The 20,908-nt window shown below is 49.0% G+C and carries 20 protein-coding genes and 1 pseudogene; 14 read left to right on the top strand and 7 right to left on the bottom strand.

What is annotated here, in order from left to right; genetic code table 11:
• Positions 1-7 precede the first annotated feature (7 nt).
• A complete protein-coding gene (locus ACSEXW_RS00965; protein ID WP_438444211.1) occupies positions 8-1,006 on the bottom strand; it encodes a hypothetical protein in 999 nt (332 codons plus the stop codon).
• A gap of 148 nt (positions 1,007-1,154) precedes the next feature.
• Between ACSEXW_RS00965 and ACSEXW_RS00960 the strand changes: the two genes are divergently transcribed.
• The 11 genes and pseudogenes from ACSEXW_RS00960 (at position 1,155) to ACSEXW_RS00910 (ending at position 7,802) form a co-directional block, all read left to right on the top strand.
• Entirely contained in the window at positions 1,155-2,000 is an 846-nt protein-coding gene (locus ACSEXW_RS00960; protein ID WP_438444210.1) for an AraC family transcriptional regulator, read from the top strand.
• Positions 2,001-2,217: 217 nt separating this feature from the next.
• Entirely contained in the window at positions 2,218-2,799 is a 582-nt protein-coding gene (locus ACSEXW_RS00955) for an MFS transporter (protein ID WP_438444209.1), read from the top strand.
• Between the two features lie 121 nt (positions 2,800-2,920).
• A pseudogene (locus ACSEXW_RS00950) lies at positions 2,921-3,118 on the top strand (RNA polymerase subunit sigma-70); the annotation flags it as partial.
• 200 nt (positions 3,119-3,318) lie between these two features.
• Positions 3,319-3,588: a hypothetical protein gene (locus tag ACSEXW_RS00945; RefSeq protein WP_438444208.1), complete on the top strand. Its 270-nt coding sequence runs from the start codon at positions 3,319-3,321 to the stop codon at positions 3,586-3,588.
• Positions 3,585-3,863, top strand: a complete 279-nt coding sequence (locus ACSEXW_RS00940; RefSeq protein WP_438444207.1) for a hypothetical protein — start codon at positions 3,585-3,587, stop codon at positions 3,861-3,863. The genes ACSEXW_RS00945 and ACSEXW_RS00940 overlap by 4 nt, the downstream gene beginning before the upstream one ends.
• A gap of 37 nt (positions 3,864-3,900) precedes the next feature.
• The gene (locus ACSEXW_RS00935) at positions 3,901-4,053 is read left to right on the top strand and encodes a hypothetical protein (RefSeq protein ID WP_438444206.1); all 153 of its coding nucleotides are present in this window, start codon (positions 3,901-3,903) and stop codon (positions 4,051-4,053) included.
• Positions 4,054-4,144: 91 nt separating this feature from the next.
• Entirely contained in the window at positions 4,145-5,278 is a 1,134-nt protein-coding gene (locus ACSEXW_RS00930; RefSeq protein ID WP_438444205.1) for a plasmid pRiA4b ORF-3 family protein, read from the top strand.
• Positions 5,279-5,290: 12 nt separating this feature from the next.
• Positions 5,291-5,650 (top strand): hypothetical protein, encoded by a 360-nt coding sequence (locus ACSEXW_RS00925; protein WP_438444204.1) that lies wholly within the window; start codon positions 5,291-5,293, stop codon positions 5,648-5,650.
• Positions 5,651-5,713: 63 nt separating this feature from the next.
• On the top strand, positions 5,714-5,929 hold the full coding sequence (locus tag ACSEXW_RS00920) for a UPF0158 family protein (RefSeq protein ID WP_438444203.1): 216 nt from the start codon (positions 5,714-5,716) through the stop codon (positions 5,927-5,929).
• Between the two features lie 247 nt (positions 5,930-6,176).
• Complete coding sequence (gene sigK / locus ACSEXW_RS00915) at positions 6,177-6,878, top strand: RNA polymerase sporulation sigma factor SigK (protein ID WP_438444202.1); 702 nt, start codon at positions 6,177-6,179, stop codon at positions 6,876-6,878.
• Between the two features lie 171 nt (positions 6,879-7,049).
• The gene (locus ACSEXW_RS00910) at positions 7,050-7,802 is read left to right on the top strand and encodes a helix-turn-helix domain-containing protein (protein WP_438444201.1); all 753 of its coding nucleotides are present in this window, start codon (positions 7,050-7,052) and stop codon (positions 7,800-7,802) included.
• A gap of 50 nt (positions 7,803-7,852) precedes the next feature.
• Here the strand turns inward: ACSEXW_RS00910 and ACSEXW_RS00905 are convergent, their stop codons facing one another.
• Both ACSEXW_RS00905 and ACSEXW_RS00900 read right to left on the bottom strand, forming a co-directional pair.
• Positions 7,853-9,010 carry a Gfo/Idh/MocA family protein gene (locus ACSEXW_RS00905; protein WP_438444200.1) on the bottom strand — a complete coding sequence of 386 codons (1,158 nt, stop codon included), beginning with the start codon at positions 9,008-9,010 and terminating at the stop codon, positions 7,853-7,855.
• Between the two features lie 387 nt (positions 9,011-9,397).
• Positions 9,398-10,267 (bottom strand): AraC family transcriptional regulator, encoded by an 870-nt coding sequence (locus ACSEXW_RS00900; RefSeq protein ID WP_438444199.1) that lies wholly within the window; start codon positions 10,265-10,267, stop codon positions 9,398-9,400.
• Between ACSEXW_RS00900 and ACSEXW_RS00895 the strand changes: the two genes are divergently transcribed.
• The 3 genes from ACSEXW_RS00895 to ACSEXW_RS00885 all read left to right on the top strand — a co-directional run bounded on the left by ACSEXW_RS00895 (position 10,251) and on the right by ACSEXW_RS00885 (position 13,850).
• On the top strand, positions 10,251-11,285 hold the full coding sequence (locus ACSEXW_RS00895) for an ABC transporter permease (RefSeq protein WP_438444198.1): 1,035 nt from the start codon (positions 10,251-10,253) through the stop codon (positions 11,283-11,285). The genes ACSEXW_RS00900 and ACSEXW_RS00895 overlap by 17 nt on opposite strands.
• A 13-nt stretch (positions 11,286-11,298) precedes the next feature.
• On the top strand, positions 11,299-12,159 hold the full coding sequence (locus ACSEXW_RS00890; RefSeq protein ID WP_438444197.1) for a carbohydrate ABC transporter permease: 861 nt from the start codon (positions 11,299-11,301) through the stop codon (positions 12,157-12,159).
• A 77-nt stretch (positions 12,160-12,236) separates the two neighbouring features.
• Positions 12,237-13,850, top strand: coding sequence for an extracellular solute-binding protein (locus ACSEXW_RS00885; RefSeq protein ID WP_438444196.1), 1,614 nt, complete (start codon positions 12,237-12,239; stop codon positions 13,848-13,850).
• A 55-nt stretch (positions 13,851-13,905) separates the two neighbouring features.
• Here ACSEXW_RS00885 and ACSEXW_RS00880 read toward each other — a convergent pair whose 3' ends face one another.
• The 4 genes from ACSEXW_RS00880 to ACSEXW_RS00865 form a co-directional block, all read right to left on the bottom strand.
• Positions 13,906-15,786: an RICIN domain-containing protein gene (locus ACSEXW_RS00880; RefSeq protein ID WP_438444195.1), complete on the bottom strand. Its 1,881-nt coding sequence runs from the start codon at positions 15,784-15,786 to the stop codon at positions 13,906-13,908.
• A gap of 201 nt (positions 15,787-15,987) precedes the next feature.
• Positions 15,988-17,544, bottom strand: coding sequence for a response regulator (locus tag ACSEXW_RS00875; protein WP_438444194.1), 1,557 nt, complete (start codon positions 17,542-17,544; stop codon positions 15,988-15,990).
• Between the two features lies 1 nt (position 17,545).
• The gene (locus tag ACSEXW_RS00870; protein ID WP_438444193.1) at positions 17,546-19,330 is read right to left on the bottom strand and encodes a sensor histidine kinase; all 1,785 of its coding nucleotides are present in this window, start codon (positions 19,328-19,330) and stop codon (positions 17,546-17,548) included.
• A complete protein-coding gene (locus ACSEXW_RS00865) occupies positions 19,327-20,673 on the bottom strand; it encodes an ABC transporter substrate-binding protein (RefSeq protein ID WP_438444192.1) in 1,347 nt (448 codons plus the stop codon). The genes ACSEXW_RS00870 and ACSEXW_RS00865 overlap by 4 nt, the downstream gene beginning before the upstream one ends.
• Positions 20,674-20,908 lie beyond the last annotated feature (235 nt).

Raw genomic sequence — 20,908 nt, 5'->3', positions numbered from 1 at the left:
TCTACAATCAAATAAACGGCCTGCGATCCAATACCTTCCGCAGCTGTCTATCCGATTCGATCTGCTCCGGCAGAACGGACTGCACAATCGCCAGCGCACATACGGCACCGCACAAGGTATGCAGATCCTCGTAGACCTCCTCATCGGGTCCTTCTGCCATTCGTACAATGAATCGAAGGAACCGCTCGCCGATCTCCTTGACCATGGCCTTACTTTCCTTCGCCCGATGCTCCGTTTGGTTCATTACACTTACGAAGCTGTACAGCCAATCCAACTCATAGAAGGAGAAGCTCTCCGTCGAGAACGGAAGCTGACCCTCTCCATACAGGCTCAGACAGGTATCCACCAGCTTCTCCGGATAACGGATCCTTCTCTTCCGGTAATCCTGATTGAATAGATAATGGAACGATCCCGCCAAGTGGTGAAAAAGCGGCGCTCCCTTCATGCCGGCGGCGTCTTCCTTAATCGCACCCTTTCTCCAAAGACCGGTTTCAGGGTCTGCTTGCTCCCACAGCCATTGGAAGTACCAGTCCTCCCATTCCGCATTCACTGAGCCACTAAGGACAAGGGCTGCATAGATCCCCGCGCCCTTCTGAGATTCACTCCACGGCTGTTCCTTCCAATCAAGCTCATCCATGAAGCCGAACAGCTCATCACGCTGCTTCAAATGAAGAAGCTCCTTGATCGGGTATAGCGGCCTGGCATCCAACAGCTCCAACGCCGATACGACAAAGGCCGTGCCATGAATCGCATGATGTCCTGCTCCCGGGAACAAGCCGGAGGCTTCCTCTTGAAAGCTCTGCAGCGATTCCACCCAATCCGTGCGAGCCTGTCCGGCTTCCGGCAGCTCGCCTAAGGTGTATAAGATATTCACGGCATCAGCCGTACCGTACAAATCTTGCACCATCGGATCGCTTAGTCTCCGCCGATAACGTCCTTCTTGTCCGGTCTGGTGAGCTTCTAGCGACAGCTTTACCTTGCGGATAAACGGATTTATATTCACCATTCGACCATCCCCATCCTATACATAAAGTCCATTTTACTTCTTGATTATAACGTTGCAATCGCCTGTCTTACATAGCTGGATAACAGCAGTTCATGGTATAATGTCACTTTATAAGAACCATGCCGTATTCGGGGACAGGAGACATGCCATGACCATTCAACACTATGAATTTCAGACATTCCCCCATAGTACGAATATGGATGTCAAGCTGCATTATTGCGGTACGGAACAATGTGCTCCTGGACATACGGTGGGTCCCATGATTCGTGAATATTACAAGATTCACTATATTCACAGCGGCCAAGGGATATTGCGCACAGGGGGCAATACCTATTGTCTAAGCGGCGGCCAGGGCTTCTTGATAAAACCCGATATCCTTACCTATTACCGGGCGGATGAGGAGGATCCCTGGACCTATTCCTGGGTGGCCTTCAATGGCCTGCAGGTGGAGTATTACCTCAAGCGCTCCCATCTGTCTATGGAGCAGCCTGTTTTTGAGACGGATCAGAACGAGTTCATTGAGAACTGCTTCATGGAAATGTTCAAGGCAACCGAGCATGGACTGAACAATGAGCTTAGACTGCTGGGTGCGTTCTATTCTTTCTTATCCGTCATCCTGCAAGCAGATCCCGCACTCCACGCGACAGGGAATATTCGAGGACATTATGTGGAGCAGGCGATGGAAATCATCGGGCAGCAGTACGCGAATAACCTGCCAATGGAACAGCTGGCCCGCAAGCTGAAGCTTAACCGCAAGTACTTGTCCAAGATCTTCAAGGAGACCGTTGGTGTCACGCCACAGCAGTATACCTTGCAGTATCGCATGAATAGAGCCTGTGAGCTGCTCTGTAATCCGCTGCTGTCCATAAGCGAGATATCCTCAAGCGTCGGCTACAAGGATCCGCTCTTGTTCTCCCGCATGTTTAAGCGAATCCTAGGCCTCTCACCCACCCAATACCGGAAGAAGCTGAAGGAAGCAGCATCGGAAACTTGATGCCGGTAATAGTGGGCTTTACAAGATTAGTTTATCGTGTGGGGAATATAGGATCATCTTTTCGACTTGCTGCATCGATAGAAGATAGGTTGTTGCAGTCAACAATAAACACTCACGTTATAGGCGTGGGTGTTTTCATTTTATCCGATGTATGTTTCCAATGATGGGTCAATCTGGGAACCGTTATTCTAGTGTTTTCCTTTTGTAAAAAATTGTCATGATTCATGAAGGCTCATTAGCGCTGAATGTGCAAACTCTGATTAACGAACAGCTTCTACACTACTCAATGTTCTTCCCTATCTACTATGTTCAACTTGGTGCGGATAATATGTTATTAGGCTATGCGTTATTCCTTGCATCGATTTGTGAAATCCCTTTTCTCTTATTCGCGGACAAAATACTGGACCGGATTGGGACGACCAATGCTCTTACAGGAGCAGCAGTGATAACTGCTGTACGATGGTTTTCATTCTATTTTGTCAATGATCTGTATATCAATTTAGCTCTTCAGATCCTACATGGCGCAATATTTATAGTATTTTCCTATTCCCTGACAAAGTATCTGGAGCAGGAATCGCCTCAAGAACTGAAGTCCGTTGGACAATCGATGATTACGTTGTCCGTTACCGGAATAGCCCCGGTATTCAGTGGGATTGTCGGGGGGTATTTGAGTGATCTCCTTGGAATCCGGCTGGTTTTCCTAATCCTTTCTATTATAACGATTGCAGCTACGTTAGTTTTTGTTTTACTAATTCACTCCAATTTTATGGCAAAATTCATGAGTAAACGGATTAACTAAAAGATCGGTTGATATTCCCCTGTACAGGCACTTCTGGGCTGCGGCCTACATACACTGTAACGAACCCTTGAAGTAGGGCGGTAAACATCCTTGCTTCGAAAACTTCGTGGAGGTGACAGAAGTGCCTGGATTCTTTGCGGCGATTGCACTGTTCATTAAAGAATTGTCTCTTCTGGTCTCATATATAAAGAACAACGCATTTCCCCAACCACTTGCGAAAGTGGAAGAAGCCAAGCATCTGAAGCTTATGGCAGCAGGGGACATGAATTCGCGCAATCTCCTGATTGAGCATAATCTCCGGCTCGTCGCGCATATTGTCAACACGTTGTGAACACGGAGCGATGTCAGGAAACGGCGCGGTTTGTGTGCAGCGGGCGGTTTGTAAGGTGAGGGTGGACGAGCCATATGGGGGGATAAGCCGGTCCGGTAGGGCCGGCTTTTCTGCTTCTGGGTTCGGGGTGGTGTATGTTATACTGGTGATTAAAGAGCGGAAAAGCTTATGACAAGGGGTGACATCGAATGGAAAAGGTCAATTCACCGGAAGAGTTGATGGAGAACATATCGAATATGAGCCGCGACAACTCTGTGTACCAATTTCAAATTCCAGGAAAAGGTAAGTTCACTCTCGTCTTGCAAGAGGAGGAGCAGCGGTCCATTCAAGCTGATGTTGAGGCTAATCCGGAATTGAAGGCTATGATTGAACAAAGCAGAAAGGAATTCAAGTTTGGCAAGGCTATGAGCACATCGGACTTACTGAAATCTTTATCTCCAGAGGACTTTCGATCATGAACCGCGTAGTTTTATGGCCTCCGGCAGTAAGATATAAGCTTTCCCAGTTTCGTAGCGAACGATTTTCCCCCGAGGAAACGTATGATTTTCTATCCCAATTCATTCTTGAAGCAGAGGCTGTACTCGCCAATCCCATGATAGCTCAATCTTATACAGAGGAAAGCGGGACTTATGTTGGATTGTCGCGTATCGTTGTGAAGAGATTTAGGATTTACTTTGAACAGCAGGAGAATGAAGTGTGGATTGTCGCTGTTTTGTTTCCCGGAGAGAAATGAACATGATGGCTCGGATTATATAATGGGAGGAGAACAGTTGGCTATGCCCCTGCCGAATAAGCCGAATCAACAAATTTCAGAGGACGATTGCAGTATTGACGATATCCTTGAATCGGCTATTTTAACTCCGGAACAAGCGGCGCATTTGACTGATGAAATCAAAAGGATGCGTGATGAAGAATGGGAATGAATCTCTCAATAGCCAACCCATTGTAATTCCCCCGCGGGATACAATGGGTTTGTTTATATACTCGGAATACTCAAAAGGAGAACAGAAGATCATGATTTATAGATGCAGAATCGAACTGAATGAGATTGCCCCAAAGATTTGGAGGGAGTTTCAATTTCATCCGGACGTGACGTTTCATCAGCTTCATAAGATTGTTCAAGAGGTCATGGGGTGGGAAAATCGTCATTTGTACGAATTTCATGTGAATGGACAAGTGATCGGGCTGCCTGATCCGACATTCGAGCATATGGAAGACCGCGAGGTGTTGAACGCACGGAGGGAAACCGTTAAGAAGCATGTTCAAGAAGAACATACTGTTTTAACGTATGTCTATGATTTTGGCGACGATTGGCGGCACACGGTTACGTTGATCAAAATCGACTCATCAACGTTAGATCCGGCTCCCCTGTGTCTGGATGGAGCACGCAGCTGCCCGCAAGAAGATGTGGGAGGTGTCTGGGGGCATCAGCATCTCATGGAGGTCTTGCTTACACCCAATCATCCGGAGCGGGATCATTCTTTAGGCTGGGTTCGTGAAGAGTATAATCCCGAATATTTCTCCTGCGAAGAATTGAATCAGGAGCTTCAGCGGCAGAAGGACAAGCTGATCCCCAAGGCACTGATTAAGCGTCCTGATGGAAGAAAGCCCGTGAAGCTTACGAAATCCGTTCTGAATAAGCATCTGAAGCAGTTAAGCCATGACCAGCTTATCGATTTGGTCAAGGCTTGTTATGGCGTCAGCAAAGATATGGAGAGATTTCTTGCCGTAAGAATTCTAGGGGATGAAGCGGTAGAATCCATGTTTCAAGAGTATCGCAAGAAGGTGGAGCAAGAGTTTTTCCCTGAACGGGGCCATGGGAAGCTAAGACTTCAAGAGGCGAAAAAAGCCATATCTGAATTTGAGCGATTAACCGAAAGTGTCCGTTACAGTCTGGAACTGAAACTGATCTACGTCGAGAATGGAGTTGACTTCACCCTTAGTTACGGGGATATCGATGAACGCTTTTACTACAGGTTGGCGTCCATGTATGCCGATATTATCGATCAAGTGAATGATGATGAAACTACCGAGATGTTTGATGAATTTGAGGAGCGCCTCGAAGCCGTCGTTTCGAAAACAGAAGGGATCGGCTGGGGGTTTCATGACAATTTGGCCGAACTGCATGCCCAAATACGTTGGATTTAGGTGATGGGTTTTGTGCGCGGCAGGAAGAAAAAGAAGCGAACCGATCGTAAATCGGAGTACGCGGAGATGTTGGAGCAAGACGAGAATTTCTATTATATCGTCGGATATACGGATGGCGGCTTCCCGTATGGAATCACGTGGGAGGAATATGAGGCGCAGGAACGTGACGAAGCGAGAAAAGTGACAGCAGTTGGAGGCAAAGCTATGAAAGAATTGAAATTGACCAAGCAGCAGCTTCAGGAGATCGTGGATGTCTACGACATGTACGTTGAAGGAATAGAGTCCTTCTTGAATATTGAAACCGGCGAAGTTGTTACGTTGCGAACGTTTGATAGGGATGAAGAAGACGAGGAGTTAAGCGAGATTATTTAGGAAGGCTTTCATAAAATTTACTTTCGGATCCCTGAGCGGGTGTCGGATGTAGGATACGCGGATATGATGGATTTTGCTGCAACGATAGAAGATAAGACATTGCAAACCCAATTAGTATCCATTTTGAGCGGTGGCAAGAGGATATTCCGAAGATTCAAGGATGCGTTATCTTCCAATAGCGAGCAATTAGAACGGTATTACGGGTTTGTTGAAGAGCAGAATCGTAAACGAGTTTCCGAATGGTTGGAATCCGTTGAAGTGAAGTTGCTTCTCGAGTAGCAAAGAAGAATTTTGGCAGGGGTTACCAGTGAAACGTTCTTCAAGACACAAGATGATTAAGCTGTATGCGATTTTGTAACTGGCCTCGGGAACAGTAGGTGTCAGGCAAAGCACCTTAGCTAGAGCATTTTGGCAAGGTTGGCGGCCGAATCGAAGCGAATATAGAGGATTGTTTTTGGGCGTACAGGCACAGATGGGTAAATGCCCACATAAACTGTTACTAATCTCTTCTAAGGGGTGACAGACTGTGCCTGGATTCTTTGCGGCTATTGCTTTGTTCATTAAAGAATTGATGCTGTTGGTTTCGTATGTAAAGAACAACGCCTTCCCACAGCCTCTGGCGGAAGAGGATGAATCGAAGCATCTGAAGCTAATGGCAGCAGGGGACATGAATTCGCGCAATCTCCTGATCGAGCATAACCTCCGGCTCGTCGCGCATATCGTCAAGAAATTCGATAACACCGGCGAGGACCTGGAGGATCTGATTAGTATCGGGACCATCGGCCTCATTAAGGCAATCGAGTCCTATTCCCCCGACAAGGGCACCAAGCTGGCGACCTTCGCGGCGCGGTGTATTGAAAACGAAATCTTGATGCACCTGCGGTCGCTCAAGAAGACCAAGAAGGACGTCTCGCTGCACGACCCCATCGGAACGGACAAAGAGGGGAATGAGATCACGCTTATCGATATCCTGGGCACGGAGGCGGACGATGTCGCCGAGACAGTGCAGATGAAGATAGAGAAATCGAAGATCTATGCGCACCTGGATATCCTGGATGAGCGAGAGCAGGAGGTCATCCGCGGTCGGTTCGGCCTCGACACCGGCGGAGATGAGAGGACGCAGCGGGAGATTGCGAAGGAGTTGGGCATCAGCCGGAGCTACGTGTCGCGGATCGAAAAGAGGGCGCTGATGAAGCTGTATCATGAGTTTTATAAGGTGAAGAAGTGAGTATCGGAGGAGCGTTGTGGAGCCAATTGTCGCAGAAATTGAACAACGTATTGACCTTTTGAGCAGGGCTTTCTGAGGTTGGTTCAGAAGAGTTTTTCTGACACGAATATGCTGTAGGTGTTAGAATAATGGGGGAAGGAATGCTGACATCTTAGTCAAGGAGAATAGACTATGAATCATCTCATTCACCCTCAAGTTATATACTTCGTCAAGAAGGAATGTGATCCAAACTGGAGGATCGATAACCATATAATTCATTATTACGACCTTGTTTTTGTCTTGGAGGGAAGTGCAGACTATATCATCGATGGGATCCCCCTTCAATTACAGCAAGGAGACATTCTGTGTCTAAAGCCCCAAAGCACTCGCAGTGCCAGAACCTCGGGCATGGCTTGTGTTGCCATAGATTTTGTGCTTCCGGAAAATGAAACGATTGATCTGCCTGTTGTGACTCCTTGCCATGAGCTGGCTGACTTTCAGTGGATCTTCAAGGAAATGAATTACGAGTGGCTTCAGAAAAATGAAGGCCACCATATGAAATGTCAAGCCTTACTAATCCTAGCCCTACACAAGCTTCTGTATGAGAGAGCGAAGCACGAAACCAATGTGCACGTGGGGGTGATAAAGCGGTATATCGTTGAGCATTACGAAGAGGAGCTGACCGTCAAGTCTCTAGCAAGGGTGGCCAATATCAATCCCGTCTATTGCGGAGCTTTGTTCAAAAGGGTGGAAAAACGAACCATCTCCTATTTCATTAACCAAGTGCGCATTAACAAGGCAGCTTCCCTGCTGGAGTCGGGGGAGTATAATGTGGGGGAGGTAGCGGCGAAAACAGGCTTCAAGGACATCTATTACTTCAGCAGCACCTTTAAACGTCTGATGGGAATTAGTCCTAAGTCATATCTGAATAAGGGTGATGTGTAAAAACAGTGGGCGAGTCCATAATATGGGCAACGCCCACTGTTATTTGTTTGTCAAACGAAGGTGCCGCCCAGACTAATGTCCTGATCATTGCCCAGGTTGACGACGGAATTTGTTTTTTCGTAGAAATGAGGGGCGTTTTCCATGATTCCTTGTACGGTGTAATATGGATCTTCATGAGCTATGGGCAGATCCACGGTTTTCTGTTGGAAGCCCGCCTTGTAAATTGCCGTGATCAGCTCGATCGTCATACGTCCGCTTTGACCGGTTATGAGAGGGGCCGTGGCGGTTTCAATGGCCGTCATTACGTCATCGAGCTGTCCCTGGTGACCGGTATGGCTCATCTTGGGCAGTTGGCTGTAGTAGTGGTTAAGCTCGGCTTCCAATTCTTCATTGCGTTGCGGGAATCCATTCGCTAGAGAGGTGGAAGCATGCACCTTCCACGGGGCGGAAATACGCGCCTTCTCCCCTTGGAAGATCAGCTGCTGCTCCTCGCCATGGTGGAGCACGGAGCTGGTCACTTGGGCAACCGAGCCCCTGTCATATTGCAGGGCAGCTATGGAGATATCCTCCACCTCCGCATTATCATGGGCGGCGTTGCTCAATATAGCTGTAACCTTGGTGGGCAAACCCATCATCCAGCCGAGCATGTCGATATGATGGACAGCATGGTTCAGGGTGCAGCCGCCACCTTCCTTGGACCATAATCCCCGCCACCAGAGGTCGTAGTAGCAATGTCCCCTCCACCAGTAGGAATCGACCTGAGCATGGAGCACCCTGCCAATCCTGCCGCTGTCTAAGACACGCTTCAGGTTCATAATCGGATCGAGGAACCGGTTCTGAGCAATAACGGATAATACCTTACCGCTTCTTTCGGCGGCAGTGATCATGCGATCGCATTCTTCCAGCGACGAGGCCATGGGCTTCTCGACAATGACATGCTTGCCGTCATTCAGGAAATCCTCGGTAATATCGGCATGGCTGAACGGTGGGGTACAGACGCTGACCAGATCGATATCAGGTGAACCCAGCAGTAGCTTGTGCGAATCGAATACTTCTGCTTCTAGTTCATACTGCTCCGCTTTGGCTCTCGCCTTCTCGGGATAGATATCGACCAGAGCTACGATTCTACACCGTTCCGGAAAAGCAAGATAAGAAGTGATATGAGCCGCAGAAATGTTCCCGGTTCCAATGATGGCAACACGTATCATTTGGTGCCTCCCCCAAGTATCGTTAGTAATAATAGCCCTATTATAGCGAAGCGGGGAGATGGACAAAATGTGTACAATACATTTTATTTGTGCTAATTAAAGGTTTTATTCAATATGGGCTTATACTCCTCGTTCTCGCAATATAGTTATATTCTGGCGCAATGCCCCGTCACTTTTATCCATGTAGCCTGTGATAGGATTAGATAAAGCATAACATTGGCTTAAAACCTGATGAAATGAGGAGATAAGATCATGCGAACACCGGTGTTTCCTAAAAAAATCAGACAGAAATAGAACTGTAAGGCAACATATGTAAGCGTGTTCAATTATTAATGTATCAATAAATTATAACAGTAAAAAATAGCATAGTCATTGATTCCGATTCCATTAAAACAAATATTTCCATTTTTTTCGGTATTGGTGCGGCGAAACACCAAATTTCTTTTTGAAAATCTTACAGAAGTAGGAACAGTTTTCTAGTCCAATTGTTTCGCCGATCTGAGCGACCGTGTGATTGGTCGTAGTCAAGAGTTTAACCGCTTCCTGCAAACGACGCTCATTCAAATAGTCAGATAAGGTCATTCCTACCCACTCCTTAAACCGATGGGAGATGTGGTAAGGGGAGAGATGTAATTCGGTAGCTATTTTATTTAAACTCAATGGTTCAGTATATCGAGCTTCCAACCATTCGAGAATGCGTTCGACTTGACTGGGAGTCCGGATGGCACTTATCTCAACTTGATGTTGATAGCGCTCCCACACCGACTTAAGTTGATAGAAAAAAGAGACAAGAAACAACGAAAACTCATCTACACTCGTCTGTTTTCGATTCTCCCAGATTTGAAATACGGAATGGAATTGATCTGCTTCATCAAGATTGTATAGGCAAGGAGTCGGGAGATTACTAGTCAAAAGTCCTTTATAGAATGCAAACAAACTCGGCCATTTCTCGAAATATGCATTATACAGCAACGGTTCAAATTGAATGATTGAGCGGACGAAAGGGGTCTTTTCAGTCATCTCCATCTGAATATGATGCAATTGATAGGGTTGAAAAACGCAAAGCATGCCAGGAGTCACATCGTAGGTTTTTTGATTGACGATGAACTTTCCTTTGCCTTCATGGATGATGAGGATTTCTAATCCTTGATGCGCATGGAAGGTTCCTTTGTACCAATCTGTCCCGGTGCTTTTGCGACGATACGCATAATGAAGGAATAAGTGGTAAGGGTATGTCGTAATGAGATTGGAAGACACCGGATTCACATCCTTTTTATTTCTAAGTGTACAGCAAGTTATCATTACCGGCAATAAATCGACTCGTATGGTCGGATACGTCCGTAGGTCATTTTCAATGGAGGCTGCAGAGGTGAAAAAAGGGTTCTCTTACTACATAAAACGTGATTATCTTCTTTATTTGATGTTGGTTATTCCTGTTGCTTATATTTTGACTTTTAAATATGCCCCCATGTATGGCATACAGATCGCTTTTAAGAATTACAACATTTTTGAGGGGATCAACAGTAGTCCTTGGAATCAATATGAAACCTTCAAGCAAATTTTTTCTTCGAAACAGTTCTTTCAGGTGGTAAGAAACACGATGGTCCTGAACGGCTTGGATCTGATCGTGGGATTTCCGGCGCCGATCATTTTGGCTATTTTGCTCAATGAACTGATATGGACAAGGTTTAAAAGGGCGAGCCAGACGATCTTATATCTACCGCATTTCCTGTCTTGGGTCATTATCGGCGGAATTGTTGCACAATTGTTTTCTCCCACAGGTATGCTAAACTCCTTGATTGTCGATATGGGAGGTCAAACCTATCCATTCCTTACAGATAAATATGTTTGGGTTGTTACTTATGTATTTGTCGGTGTTTGGCAGAATGCCGGGTGGGGAACCATACTTTATCTGGCAGCGATGACGGGGATCGACCATCAATTATATGAAGCAGCAGAAGCGGATGGTGCAGGAAGGCTAAGGAAAATATGGCATATAACGTTGCCGGGTATACGATCAACCATTGTTATTCTATTGATTCTTCAGCTTGGTAATATCATGGCGATTAACTTTGATCGTCCCTTCAACATCCAAAATAACCTAGTTATGGACTTCGGTGATGTAATCAGCACTTATGTTTATCGAGTAGGCATTCAATCCGCGGACTTTTCGCTGGGTACGGCTGTCGGCTTGTTCCAGTCTGTCATTTGTATGATATTCCTGTTAAGCTCCAATTTCATTAGTCGCAAGCTAGGCGAAGACGGAATTTGGTAAGGAGACGGTGATTATGCTGCTAAAGCGAAAATTTAGAATTGCTGACTATATCATTGCATTCGTTATTTTAATTGCAGTTTTTCTATGCCTGGTACCGTTTCTCTATATTTTATCACAGTCTCTAAGTTCCAACAGGGCAATTATCTCCCAATCCGTTACTATATATCCCATAGATTTCAATATTGAAGCTTATAAAGTAGTTTTTACAGATGCCGGTATGTTGTACTCCTTATTCTACTCCGTCATTCTGACGGTTGGGTTTGTGCTCCTTGCACTGTTCACTACCATCTTGGCCGCCTATCCCCTGACGAAGAAGAGACTACGGGGCAGAGACTTTTTTCTCCTTATGATGCTTTTTACCATGTATTTTAGTGGTGGCTTGATTCCGGACTATCTGAACGTAAAGAATTTGGACTTATTAAACACACCATGGGCACTGGTTCTTCCCGGGCTGATGAGCGTGTATTACATGATTATTATGAAATCGTTCTTTCAGAGTTTGCCTGATAGTCTGGAAGAAGCTGCCCATCTGGACGGATGCAACGACCTCCAGATTCTGCTTAAGATTGTCTTGCCTCTTTCCAAGCCGGCACTTGCCACAATGAGTTTGCTGTACGCCGTCTTCCGATGGAATTATTTTCAGGATGCGCTGTTCTATATCACAAACGAGAGGTATTATCCGATTCAGCTTAAGCTATATAACGTGATCAATATTTCACAGGATTTCGTTGGGGAGAACGCCGTTGTCAATTTGCCGTCGGAAGCGTTGAAGGCGGCAGCCATTATTTTTGGCACGATCCCGATTCTGCTGGTGTATCCGTGGCTCCAGAAGTACTTTGTATCAGGCATTATGATAGGTGCTGTTAAGGGCTAATATAGATGGCGTGGAATGAATGGTCCCATTTATTTCACACATGTATATATAATAAATATCTAAAAGGAGAGGTCTACATGAAGGTGAAGGGTACAAAGTTTATCTCGATTGCTCTAGGAACGCTTATGGTTGTTTCGACATTGGCCGCCTGTTCATCAAGCGACGCACAAACGTCGAATAGCCCGAAGAGCACGGAAAGCGTCAGTACTCCCAAAGAACATCGAACGTTGACTGTCGAAGTTTTTGACAGAGGCAAGCCCGGACAGCCCGATTTGAACAATAATTATTGGACAAGATATATCAACGATAATTTCGGTAAGCAATATAATGCCACCGTAAAGTTCGTTACCGTCCCCCGTTCCCAGGAAGTGGAGAAGCTGAACGTATTGATGGCATCCGGCGAGGCACCTGACGTTGCATTCACGTACGACTCAGCAACCGTTTATAAATATGTTAGCCAGGGTGGTTTGACGGATCTTGGTTCCGTTCTCGAAAAACATGGTTCGTCTCTCAAAAGCTATCTTGGCGGTGATATCTTAAAATACGGTCAATTTAATGGAAAACAGTATGCAATACCGGGAAAAAGGACGTTCCTTGCAGGTTTTAATACCTTTATACGGAAAGACTGGCTCGATAAACTGGGGCTGCCAGTCCCCACGACAGCACAACAGTTCTACGACACCATGGTAGCATTTAAGGAGAAGAATCCTGGAAAGGTATCCGGAGTTATTCCTTATGGATATAGCTTGAGTTCTTCTACTCCGGGCGTGGGCTTTATAATGGAAGCCTTTAAACCTTCCAACCTTACAGAAAAACAATTTGCTACGCTTCAAGCTCAAAGCGTGACTTTGCCGCCTTGGAATTTGCCAGGGTATGATAAAGCTGTCCAATATATGAACAAAATGTTTAATGAGGGGTTAATTAGCCCGAATTTCGCGACTGACAAGGATGGCAAACAGTTGGACGCCGATATTTCAAACGGCAAAGTCGGAGCATTTTACACGAACTGGGATGGTCCGTACAGAACTGCTCCCGGCACTTATACCAACCTCAAAGCAAACGTCCCAGGCGCAGAACTCATACCGATTGATCCATGGCAGAATGATGCGGGCAAACATCCTAAGCAGGGGTACAGCCCGAATGGCATGTTTGTCTTGGTGCCCAAATTCAGCAAGAACGCTGACCTTGCAATTCAATATCTTAACTGGATGGTCGACCCCAAAAATACTCTCTTCCTCCAGAATGGTAAGGAAGGCGAGGATTACAACATGGTGAATGGTGTTCCGGTTCAGACAGGAACGACGACATCAGGTGATAAGATGATGACAGTGGCAAATAATCTTGACTACGATATTCTCTCGAATGGTATCGAGCTAGGGAGTCCAGAGAAAAATGTGGCAGCCGTTTCTGCTGGATATCCGGGATTTGAGAAAGATGTGGAGAAAGCTTTAAAAGTATCGATGACGGACTACTATGCACCTTACTACTACTCTATGCCGAATGAAGCTGATTCGAAATACCGCACACAACTCACGAGTCTGTCGGCACAAATGCTGGCCAAGTTGATGTTTGCCAAGCCGGCCGAATTCGACAGTCTATACAAATCCTCGGTTCAACAGTTCATGGATCAGGGAGGAAAAGCCATCCTGGACGGATATATCCAAAATTACGATGCACAGAATGGTCGATGATTCGTTGTTCTATGATGCAAAACAGCCGGAGGGCCATCCCCCGGCTGTTCGTCGTTCAATTCACCTTCACCAGCTGCCATTGCTGATTCGATCCACCATTATCTGCCCACTGAATGACATCCCCGCCATCGGACACAGACCTGCCGCTGACGTCTAACACCTTACCGCTGTTGCGGTTGATCAGCTTATAGTAGCTCCCTGAACTGACGGGCTGCCACTGCTGATTTATACCTCCGTTATCCGTCCACTGGATTGCGTTCCCGCCATCCGACGTGGTACCGCCGCTTATATCCAGCACTTTACCGCTCTTGCGGTTGGTCAGCTTGTAGTAGCCATTGCCGGTGCTGGTAAACTTCCACTGTTGGTTTGTTCCGCTGTTGTCCGTCCATTGGATAGCGTCGCCACCGTCAGCAGTTGAACCGTTGCTAATATCAAGAAGCTTACCGCTATTGCGATTCACGACTTTGTAGTAGGCTGTCGTGTCAATAGTTCCCGAATCGCTCGTTCCGCTTACGTTCTCAATAACGTAAGATGAGATCGATTTGGAAGGCTGCGTCACCGTAAATTTCTTATTTGTTAGACTCAGGTTGGATATGGACGCCATGTTTTCGGCACCCGTGTACCCGGTACGATAACCGGTTACGGGTCCCACATTTGTGTAGGCAGACAGATCGTAAGTAATCGTATTCGAGCTCGTTGAATCGTTCTTCGTAACGATAATCAGCTTTTGTCCGACACTGTCGTAAGCCGCTACGGAATTGTCATCCCCGATATCAATGATGCGATAGCCGGGACGGATGAACTTGCTCCACTGCATCATAACGTGATACTTCTTCACGACGTTGAAGGAACGGTTACCCCCTTCATTGAGATCCGTCTCCAGCATACCCCAGCCTGAATTGTGGCCTTCAACCGCTTGCCAGTACACCCAGGCCTGATTCTTCAGATACTTGATATCCCAAAGAATGTTCTTCGTCAACGTTTCCCCGGTCACATCGCCGTCTCCATGCTCGGAATTCCAGATCCGTTTGCCGCCTGCTGCCGTATTCAGCCCGACCCGGTCGCTGCCAGAATATGAATGGGTATTGAATTGGTCGAGTTTCGATTTTGTTGTTGCGGAGTAGCTGTTAATCGTTGCCTTAGCCAGGTCGATGCTGGTTTCTTCGGGGGCGCTTACTCGCGTGGGAAGCCCTTTGGCCGCAAGCGAGTCATAGAGGTAACCGATCATTTTCTCTTGATTGGCAGGATACATCCGGTTTCCTTCCTGCCGGTTGCCGAAGTACCAATACGCAGAGCTCGGTTCATTGAAGGCTGACAACGTCCGGAACGTAATGCCCCAGTTATCACGTGCATACTTGGTGACCGTCGTCAGGTAGTCCGCGAAGTCGTCATACATGTCGTCCTTCAGATTCTCGTCAGCATCTTGATTACCCGTAACGCTCCCGCTCTTCGTCATCCACCAAGGCGGAGAATTGGCGAAGCCCTCGACAATAAACTCGTTGGATGCAATTCGATCTTTCGCAGCGGTCAGGAACCAGCGCTGGTTCGCGTCCTTATTCCAATCATAGGCTGCATTGGCCGAAGCTTTATAGCCCGGAACGCGGGCCCTGTACTCCATGTGGTTGGGATAGGCCGGATTCTCTCCGCCCCCGATATTGTAGCGGACGATATTGAAGCCAAGACCACTGTTCAAGCTGAACAACTTGTCTGCATACTGGTTTTTAAGTGCAGGATCAGCCCCGCCTACGACATTGGCCCACCAGGCGAGCGTCGTTCCCCACCCTTCCCACGTCTGATGCTGGATGTTTGGATTCACAGTAGCCGTATATGTAGCTGCACTTGCCATAGGAACCTCCTCGGAAGCGAATGTCGATAACACCATGGATGACATGATTAGCAGACTCATGGTGATTCTCCCAGCTTTAATTTTTTTCATACCCCGTGCTCCTTTCGTACGATATTAAGCCCGTATACGTATGTACCATTCCCCCCTTTTAATAATGATATCGCTTACATCAAAGCATTCTCATTATAGTCGACCCCCTTAAAGGTTACATGAAATAAAACAATGAAATGTAGCAATATTCATGGAAGCATCGCTTCAACTTCAACGAGCGGATCGTCCTTGAATATGCTACTACCGCAATAGCGACTTCCTGAAGTCCGACACCGTCATGCCGGTAATTTCCTTAAACACCTTGCAAAAATAAGAGGTGTCCTTAAAGCCCACCTTTTCCGCCACCTCGTACACTTTAAGCGGACTGTCGTTCAGGAGCTTCTTGGCCGCTTCAACTCGCCGCTCCTGCACATATTCGATCAGCCGTTTACCGGTTTGCTGCCGGAACAGGTTGGACAGATAGTTCGGACTAAGCTTCAGCACGGCGGCGATGTCCACGACGGTAAATTCCTCGCGCAGATGGGCTTCGATGTAATCCATCGCCCGGTGGATCTCCTTCCGGTCTGCGGCCGGAGTCTCCCTGGCTCCCAACACCTGCAAGCATCGGCTGACAAAGAGGCGGTGCAGCACCTCCACGGGCTCCAGCCGGGTCAAGGATTCGTGAACGGTCCGATGCCAGTACTCCATGTCCTCGATGGCCATCTGCTTCTCGGTGGCGGTTGCGACAAGAAAAGCGAATTGATCCATCCACAGACGCTTCAGCACCGCTTCCTCCGGCTGCTGCTTCTTCAGCCCGCCAAGCCATCGGTCGGCATGGTGGAGCACGGCTTCCACGGAAGTGGAGCGCATGGCCACGCAAATGTCATGCAGCATATCAGAGAGCGGCGCTTCCGGAGGTTTCGTGGGACATAAGCTGTGGGCGTATACAGCCGGTCGCGGCTCCTCCTTGTATATGCTGCGGAAAAGGGCGGCTTCGGCCTCCGAATATAGTGTCGGCAGCTCCTTCATTCCCCAGACGATGCGGCTAAGCCCGACCGACCAGGGCAGCTGCAGCTTGCGCAGCTCCGCGGCGAACAAGGAGGCGGCTTGATGGGCCATAGCAGCTAAGCGGGTTTCGCTGCGCTCCTTGCCGAAGCTGACCACTGCTGCAAAGCGCCCCGGAGCAGGAGCCACAATCGTATGCTCCAGTCCAAGGCTGCTCCCCACGGCTTCCATCCTGTCCAGGAAGTCATCCGAAGTCTGACGGGACACAGACCTCATGGCGATCACTGCCAGTGGTGCACGTCCGAAGCCATGGTGCAGCTCCTCGGCACGCGCCTCCAAGTCCGAAAGCTCCATTCTGCCTAGGAGCGCCTGAACAAGCAGCCGGTTCAGAAGATCCCGACCGGTGACGGCGGACAAGCCGGTGGCCTGCCGCTCCCGCAAGATCCGTTCACGGGCTAGGGCAAGCGCCTTCAGAAGCGTTTCTTCCTCCAGGTCGTGCTTCAATAAGTAATCCATGGCGCCCAGCTTCAAAGCCTCTCTGACGAATTGGAAGTCGTCATAGGAGCTGAGTACGATCACCTGGGTGTGAGGGGAGAGCTGCTTCACCGACTGGATGAGCTCGATGCCATTCATTTCGGGCATGCTGATGTCGGTGATCAACAGGTCAACGGCTTGCTCCTCCAATCGTTCCATCGCTTGCTTGCCATTGACAGCCTCCCCCGCCAGTATGAATCCTTGCTGCTCCCAGTCGATGATCGTTCGGATCGCATAGCGGAAGATGGCATTATCCTCCACAATTAAAGTCCGGTACATTTCAGATCCCCTCCTCAGCAGTCGTTGTGGCAGGAAGACGAAGGATGGCTTTGGTTCCCGTTCCAGGGATGCTCTCGTAGGAAAGTCCGTAATCCGGTCCGTAATACAGCCGGAAGCGTTCATTCACACTTCGGACTCCAATGCTGTGGAGGCCGGGATAGGACAGCCGGCGATCGCCGGTCTCGAGAATCGTGCGGATCCGTTCTCCGTCCATCCCCACGCCGTTGTCCTCCACTTCAAGTGTCAGCGTGTCCCCCGACTGGTAGGCGCGGATCACGATGCTGCCTCCTCCTTTGGACATCTCCAGGCCATGGAGGATCGAATTCTCTACCAGCGGTTGAAGGGTCATATGAAGCACCGAGCAGGACAAGAGGGAGTCGTCTATCTCATAATGAACCTGGAACGCATCCCCGTACCCAATCTTCTGTATTTCAATATAGCTTCGAATGTAAGCTAATTCCTCGGCCAGAGAATGGAACTCGCCCTTCTTCCGCACGGACGCCTTCAGCAGATGAAGGAGGGAGGCCACCATATGTTCGATATCCGGGGCCATCTTCATCTTGGCATACCAGCGGATCGTGCCGAGCGTATTGTACAAGAAATGCGGGTTGATCTGAGCGAGCAGCACCGAGTACTGCGCCTGCTGCTTGGCGAGACGCTCGTTGTATACCGTATCGATGAGCTCCTGGAGCCGGTCCAGCATGGTGTTGAACCGGTGGCCCAGGATGCCGATCTCATCCGAGCCCAGCGGGGTAATCCGCACTTCAAAATCCCCGTCCTCCACCTTCCGCATGGTGCGTTCCAGTCTCTTGATGTTACGGGTCGTGGACACAGATAAGTAAAAGGCGAGCACGGCAGAGATGAAGATGGCTCCGACAGCGATCATGACGATGATCCACTCCAGCAAGCGGTAGTGGCTCAGAAGCTTCGACATGGGAATCATGCTGATAACCTTCCAACCGGAGGGGTTGGTTTCCTGTGCCACCAGATACCGGTTCCCATCCACGGCGGATACGACGGTATCCGAGGCAGGGGCCGAGTCGACCACCTTGCGGAGAAGGGTCTTCCTGCCGCCGATGAGAAACTCGTTGCGCTCGTCCAGAATGGCCACGCTGTCATTCTGGATGAGGGAGTCCTTCTTCCGCAAATCCAGGAAATAGGCAGGATCCAGCTGGAAGATCAGAATGCCGAACCGGCGGTTAATCTGACTGACATCGATGTAATAACGGGCGATTGTGATCTCGTCCGTATCCCGGAGAGAGGAGCGCCACAGGGTATCCTGCTTCTCTGACTCGAGAAGCTGCTTGGCCCGGTCGGCAATGGCGGCCGGACTGCCCTCCGCCAGCATATTGCCGGGCCCATCTCTCTCCCAGCTGAAGACGAAGTCCCGCTTGGTCCTAACGATAATGGCTTTGATATGGCGATTGTTGGTACCGAATTGGGCCAGGAGGGTATTCATCCGGTGGCGGTAAGCCGGGATGTTGTCCGAGGTCAATTCCGTCTCCTGGGTAATCAGCATGTTGCGGAGCAGGGGATCGTTCAACAGATAGACGGTGGAATTGCTGAATTCGTGCCTGCGGTAATCGATGGTGTCCGCAATCTGGTGGACGACCTGCAGCGACAAGTCCTTCGCGTGCATCTCGGTATATCGGTTCGTCGCAATCAGGACCAAGGAGCCGATGGCAGCCGCCATAATCACGATCAGGATCATATTAGATAGAAATAGCTTGGTTCGGAAGCTAAACGCCTTCACCCTGCGGATCATGCCTTGCCATATCCTGATCATGGCTTGCCTCCTTGCCCGGGAGTAACGCGAGGCCGGTACCGGTCAAAGGTATCGTCCATCTTCCGGAGCGCTTGATCCACGTCGTGGCGGGGATCAAGCAGAAACTCCGTGATCCCGGAGATGAAGACGTTCCCGAGCTCCGGACTCTTGAAGCCGACATTAAGACTGGACCAATCGAAGATCTTGCCGGGCTTCCGGTATTGGCGGTTCAATTCGGCGAAGGCCGGATCCAAGTCTGCATTCAGGTTCTTAAGAACCGAGAGGCTTTTCTTATGCTGTTGAAGCGCGGCACCCATCTCCCTTTCGGCGAACAGCTTCAACACCTTCAGAGCGTCTTCCTTATGGGAGGACCGAGGGTTCAGGACGATGCCGCCCGTGGATTTCAGGGCAAACCGGTTATTTTCCGGCACCTCTGAATACGGATAAGCAAACAATCCGATCTCGGCTTCCGGATACTTGGACCGAACCCCGTCTACACTCCAGGTACCGTTGACGATCATGCCGGCTTTGCCGCTTCCCAAGAGCGACAAGGCTTCGTTCCAATTCGTCTCGAACACCCTCTTGTTCATATAGGGATAGCGCTGAGCCAACCGAAGGAGCACATCCCGGAAGCCGGAGGAAGGATCGGAGAAGGTGGAGGTACCGTTCTCCACCTGCCGGATGAAGTCAGGTTTGGACTGCATCACGGTGGGGATGAGGTCGCTGTTCACATCCCAGGAAAGCGTCCAGGTTTCCTGAAAGCCGGCTGCTATCGGTATGAAACCTGCGTCAGCCAGTTTCCGGCATACCTCCATGAACCCGCTCCAGGTCGTGGGCGGCTCCTTGATGCCTGCTTGGGCAAAGACCGTCTTATTATAGGTGATGCCTACGCCATCAACATCAATGGGCAATGCCCAGATCCGGCCATCCGAGGTCTTGACCCCCTCCAGGTAAGCGTTCTCAACATGGTCCAAAAAAGGCTGTCCGCTTAAGTCCGTTGCGTACCCCGCTTCGATCAGATCGATGTTGGCTTCAACATTATCGATCATATACAGATCGGGGAGCTCTCCCGTAACGGCCTTATTGCGCAGGAAGGCGCCATAGTCTCCGCCGTCGATCGGCAGCATCTTAAAGGTTACGTTGGGGTGCATTTCGCTGAAGCGCCGGGTGCCGGTCTCCAGCCACTTGCGGCTGCCTTCCTCCCCGAAGTGGTGGGACCATACCAGCTCGATGTTAAGCTGCTGCGGAGCCTCCGCCTCTGCCTCCGGCATCTGATAACGAAGCCAGAAGGCCAGGGAGGCGGCCAGAAGGAGGAGGGTGCCAGCCAGAATGCCGGCATACAATCTGCTTCGGAAGGGGAGCATACCATGTCCTGCCTCTCTTATCCCAAGGGGGTTTTCTCCATTTATCATAACACATGCTCAGCATGGAAGGTCATGGGGAGGATCGTAGTTTTTTTATATAAATGGATGTTTTGTCGGATGAAATACGGCTGGGTGTTATGCCATAATAGCCGGCTCCATCCCTTGGGGATGGAGGGGGCTGGAGTCCGGAAAAAAGGGTTGAAATTTACAAGGAATCGGAGAAATCTCGGATGAA

This window comes from Oryzibacillus soli (assembly GCF_051594765.1).
In the GTDB taxonomy this organism is placed as follows: Bacteria; Bacillota; Bacilli; order Paenibacillales; family NBRC-103111; genus Paenibacillus_AR.
This window is presented reverse-complemented; position numbering and strand designations above follow the sequence as displayed.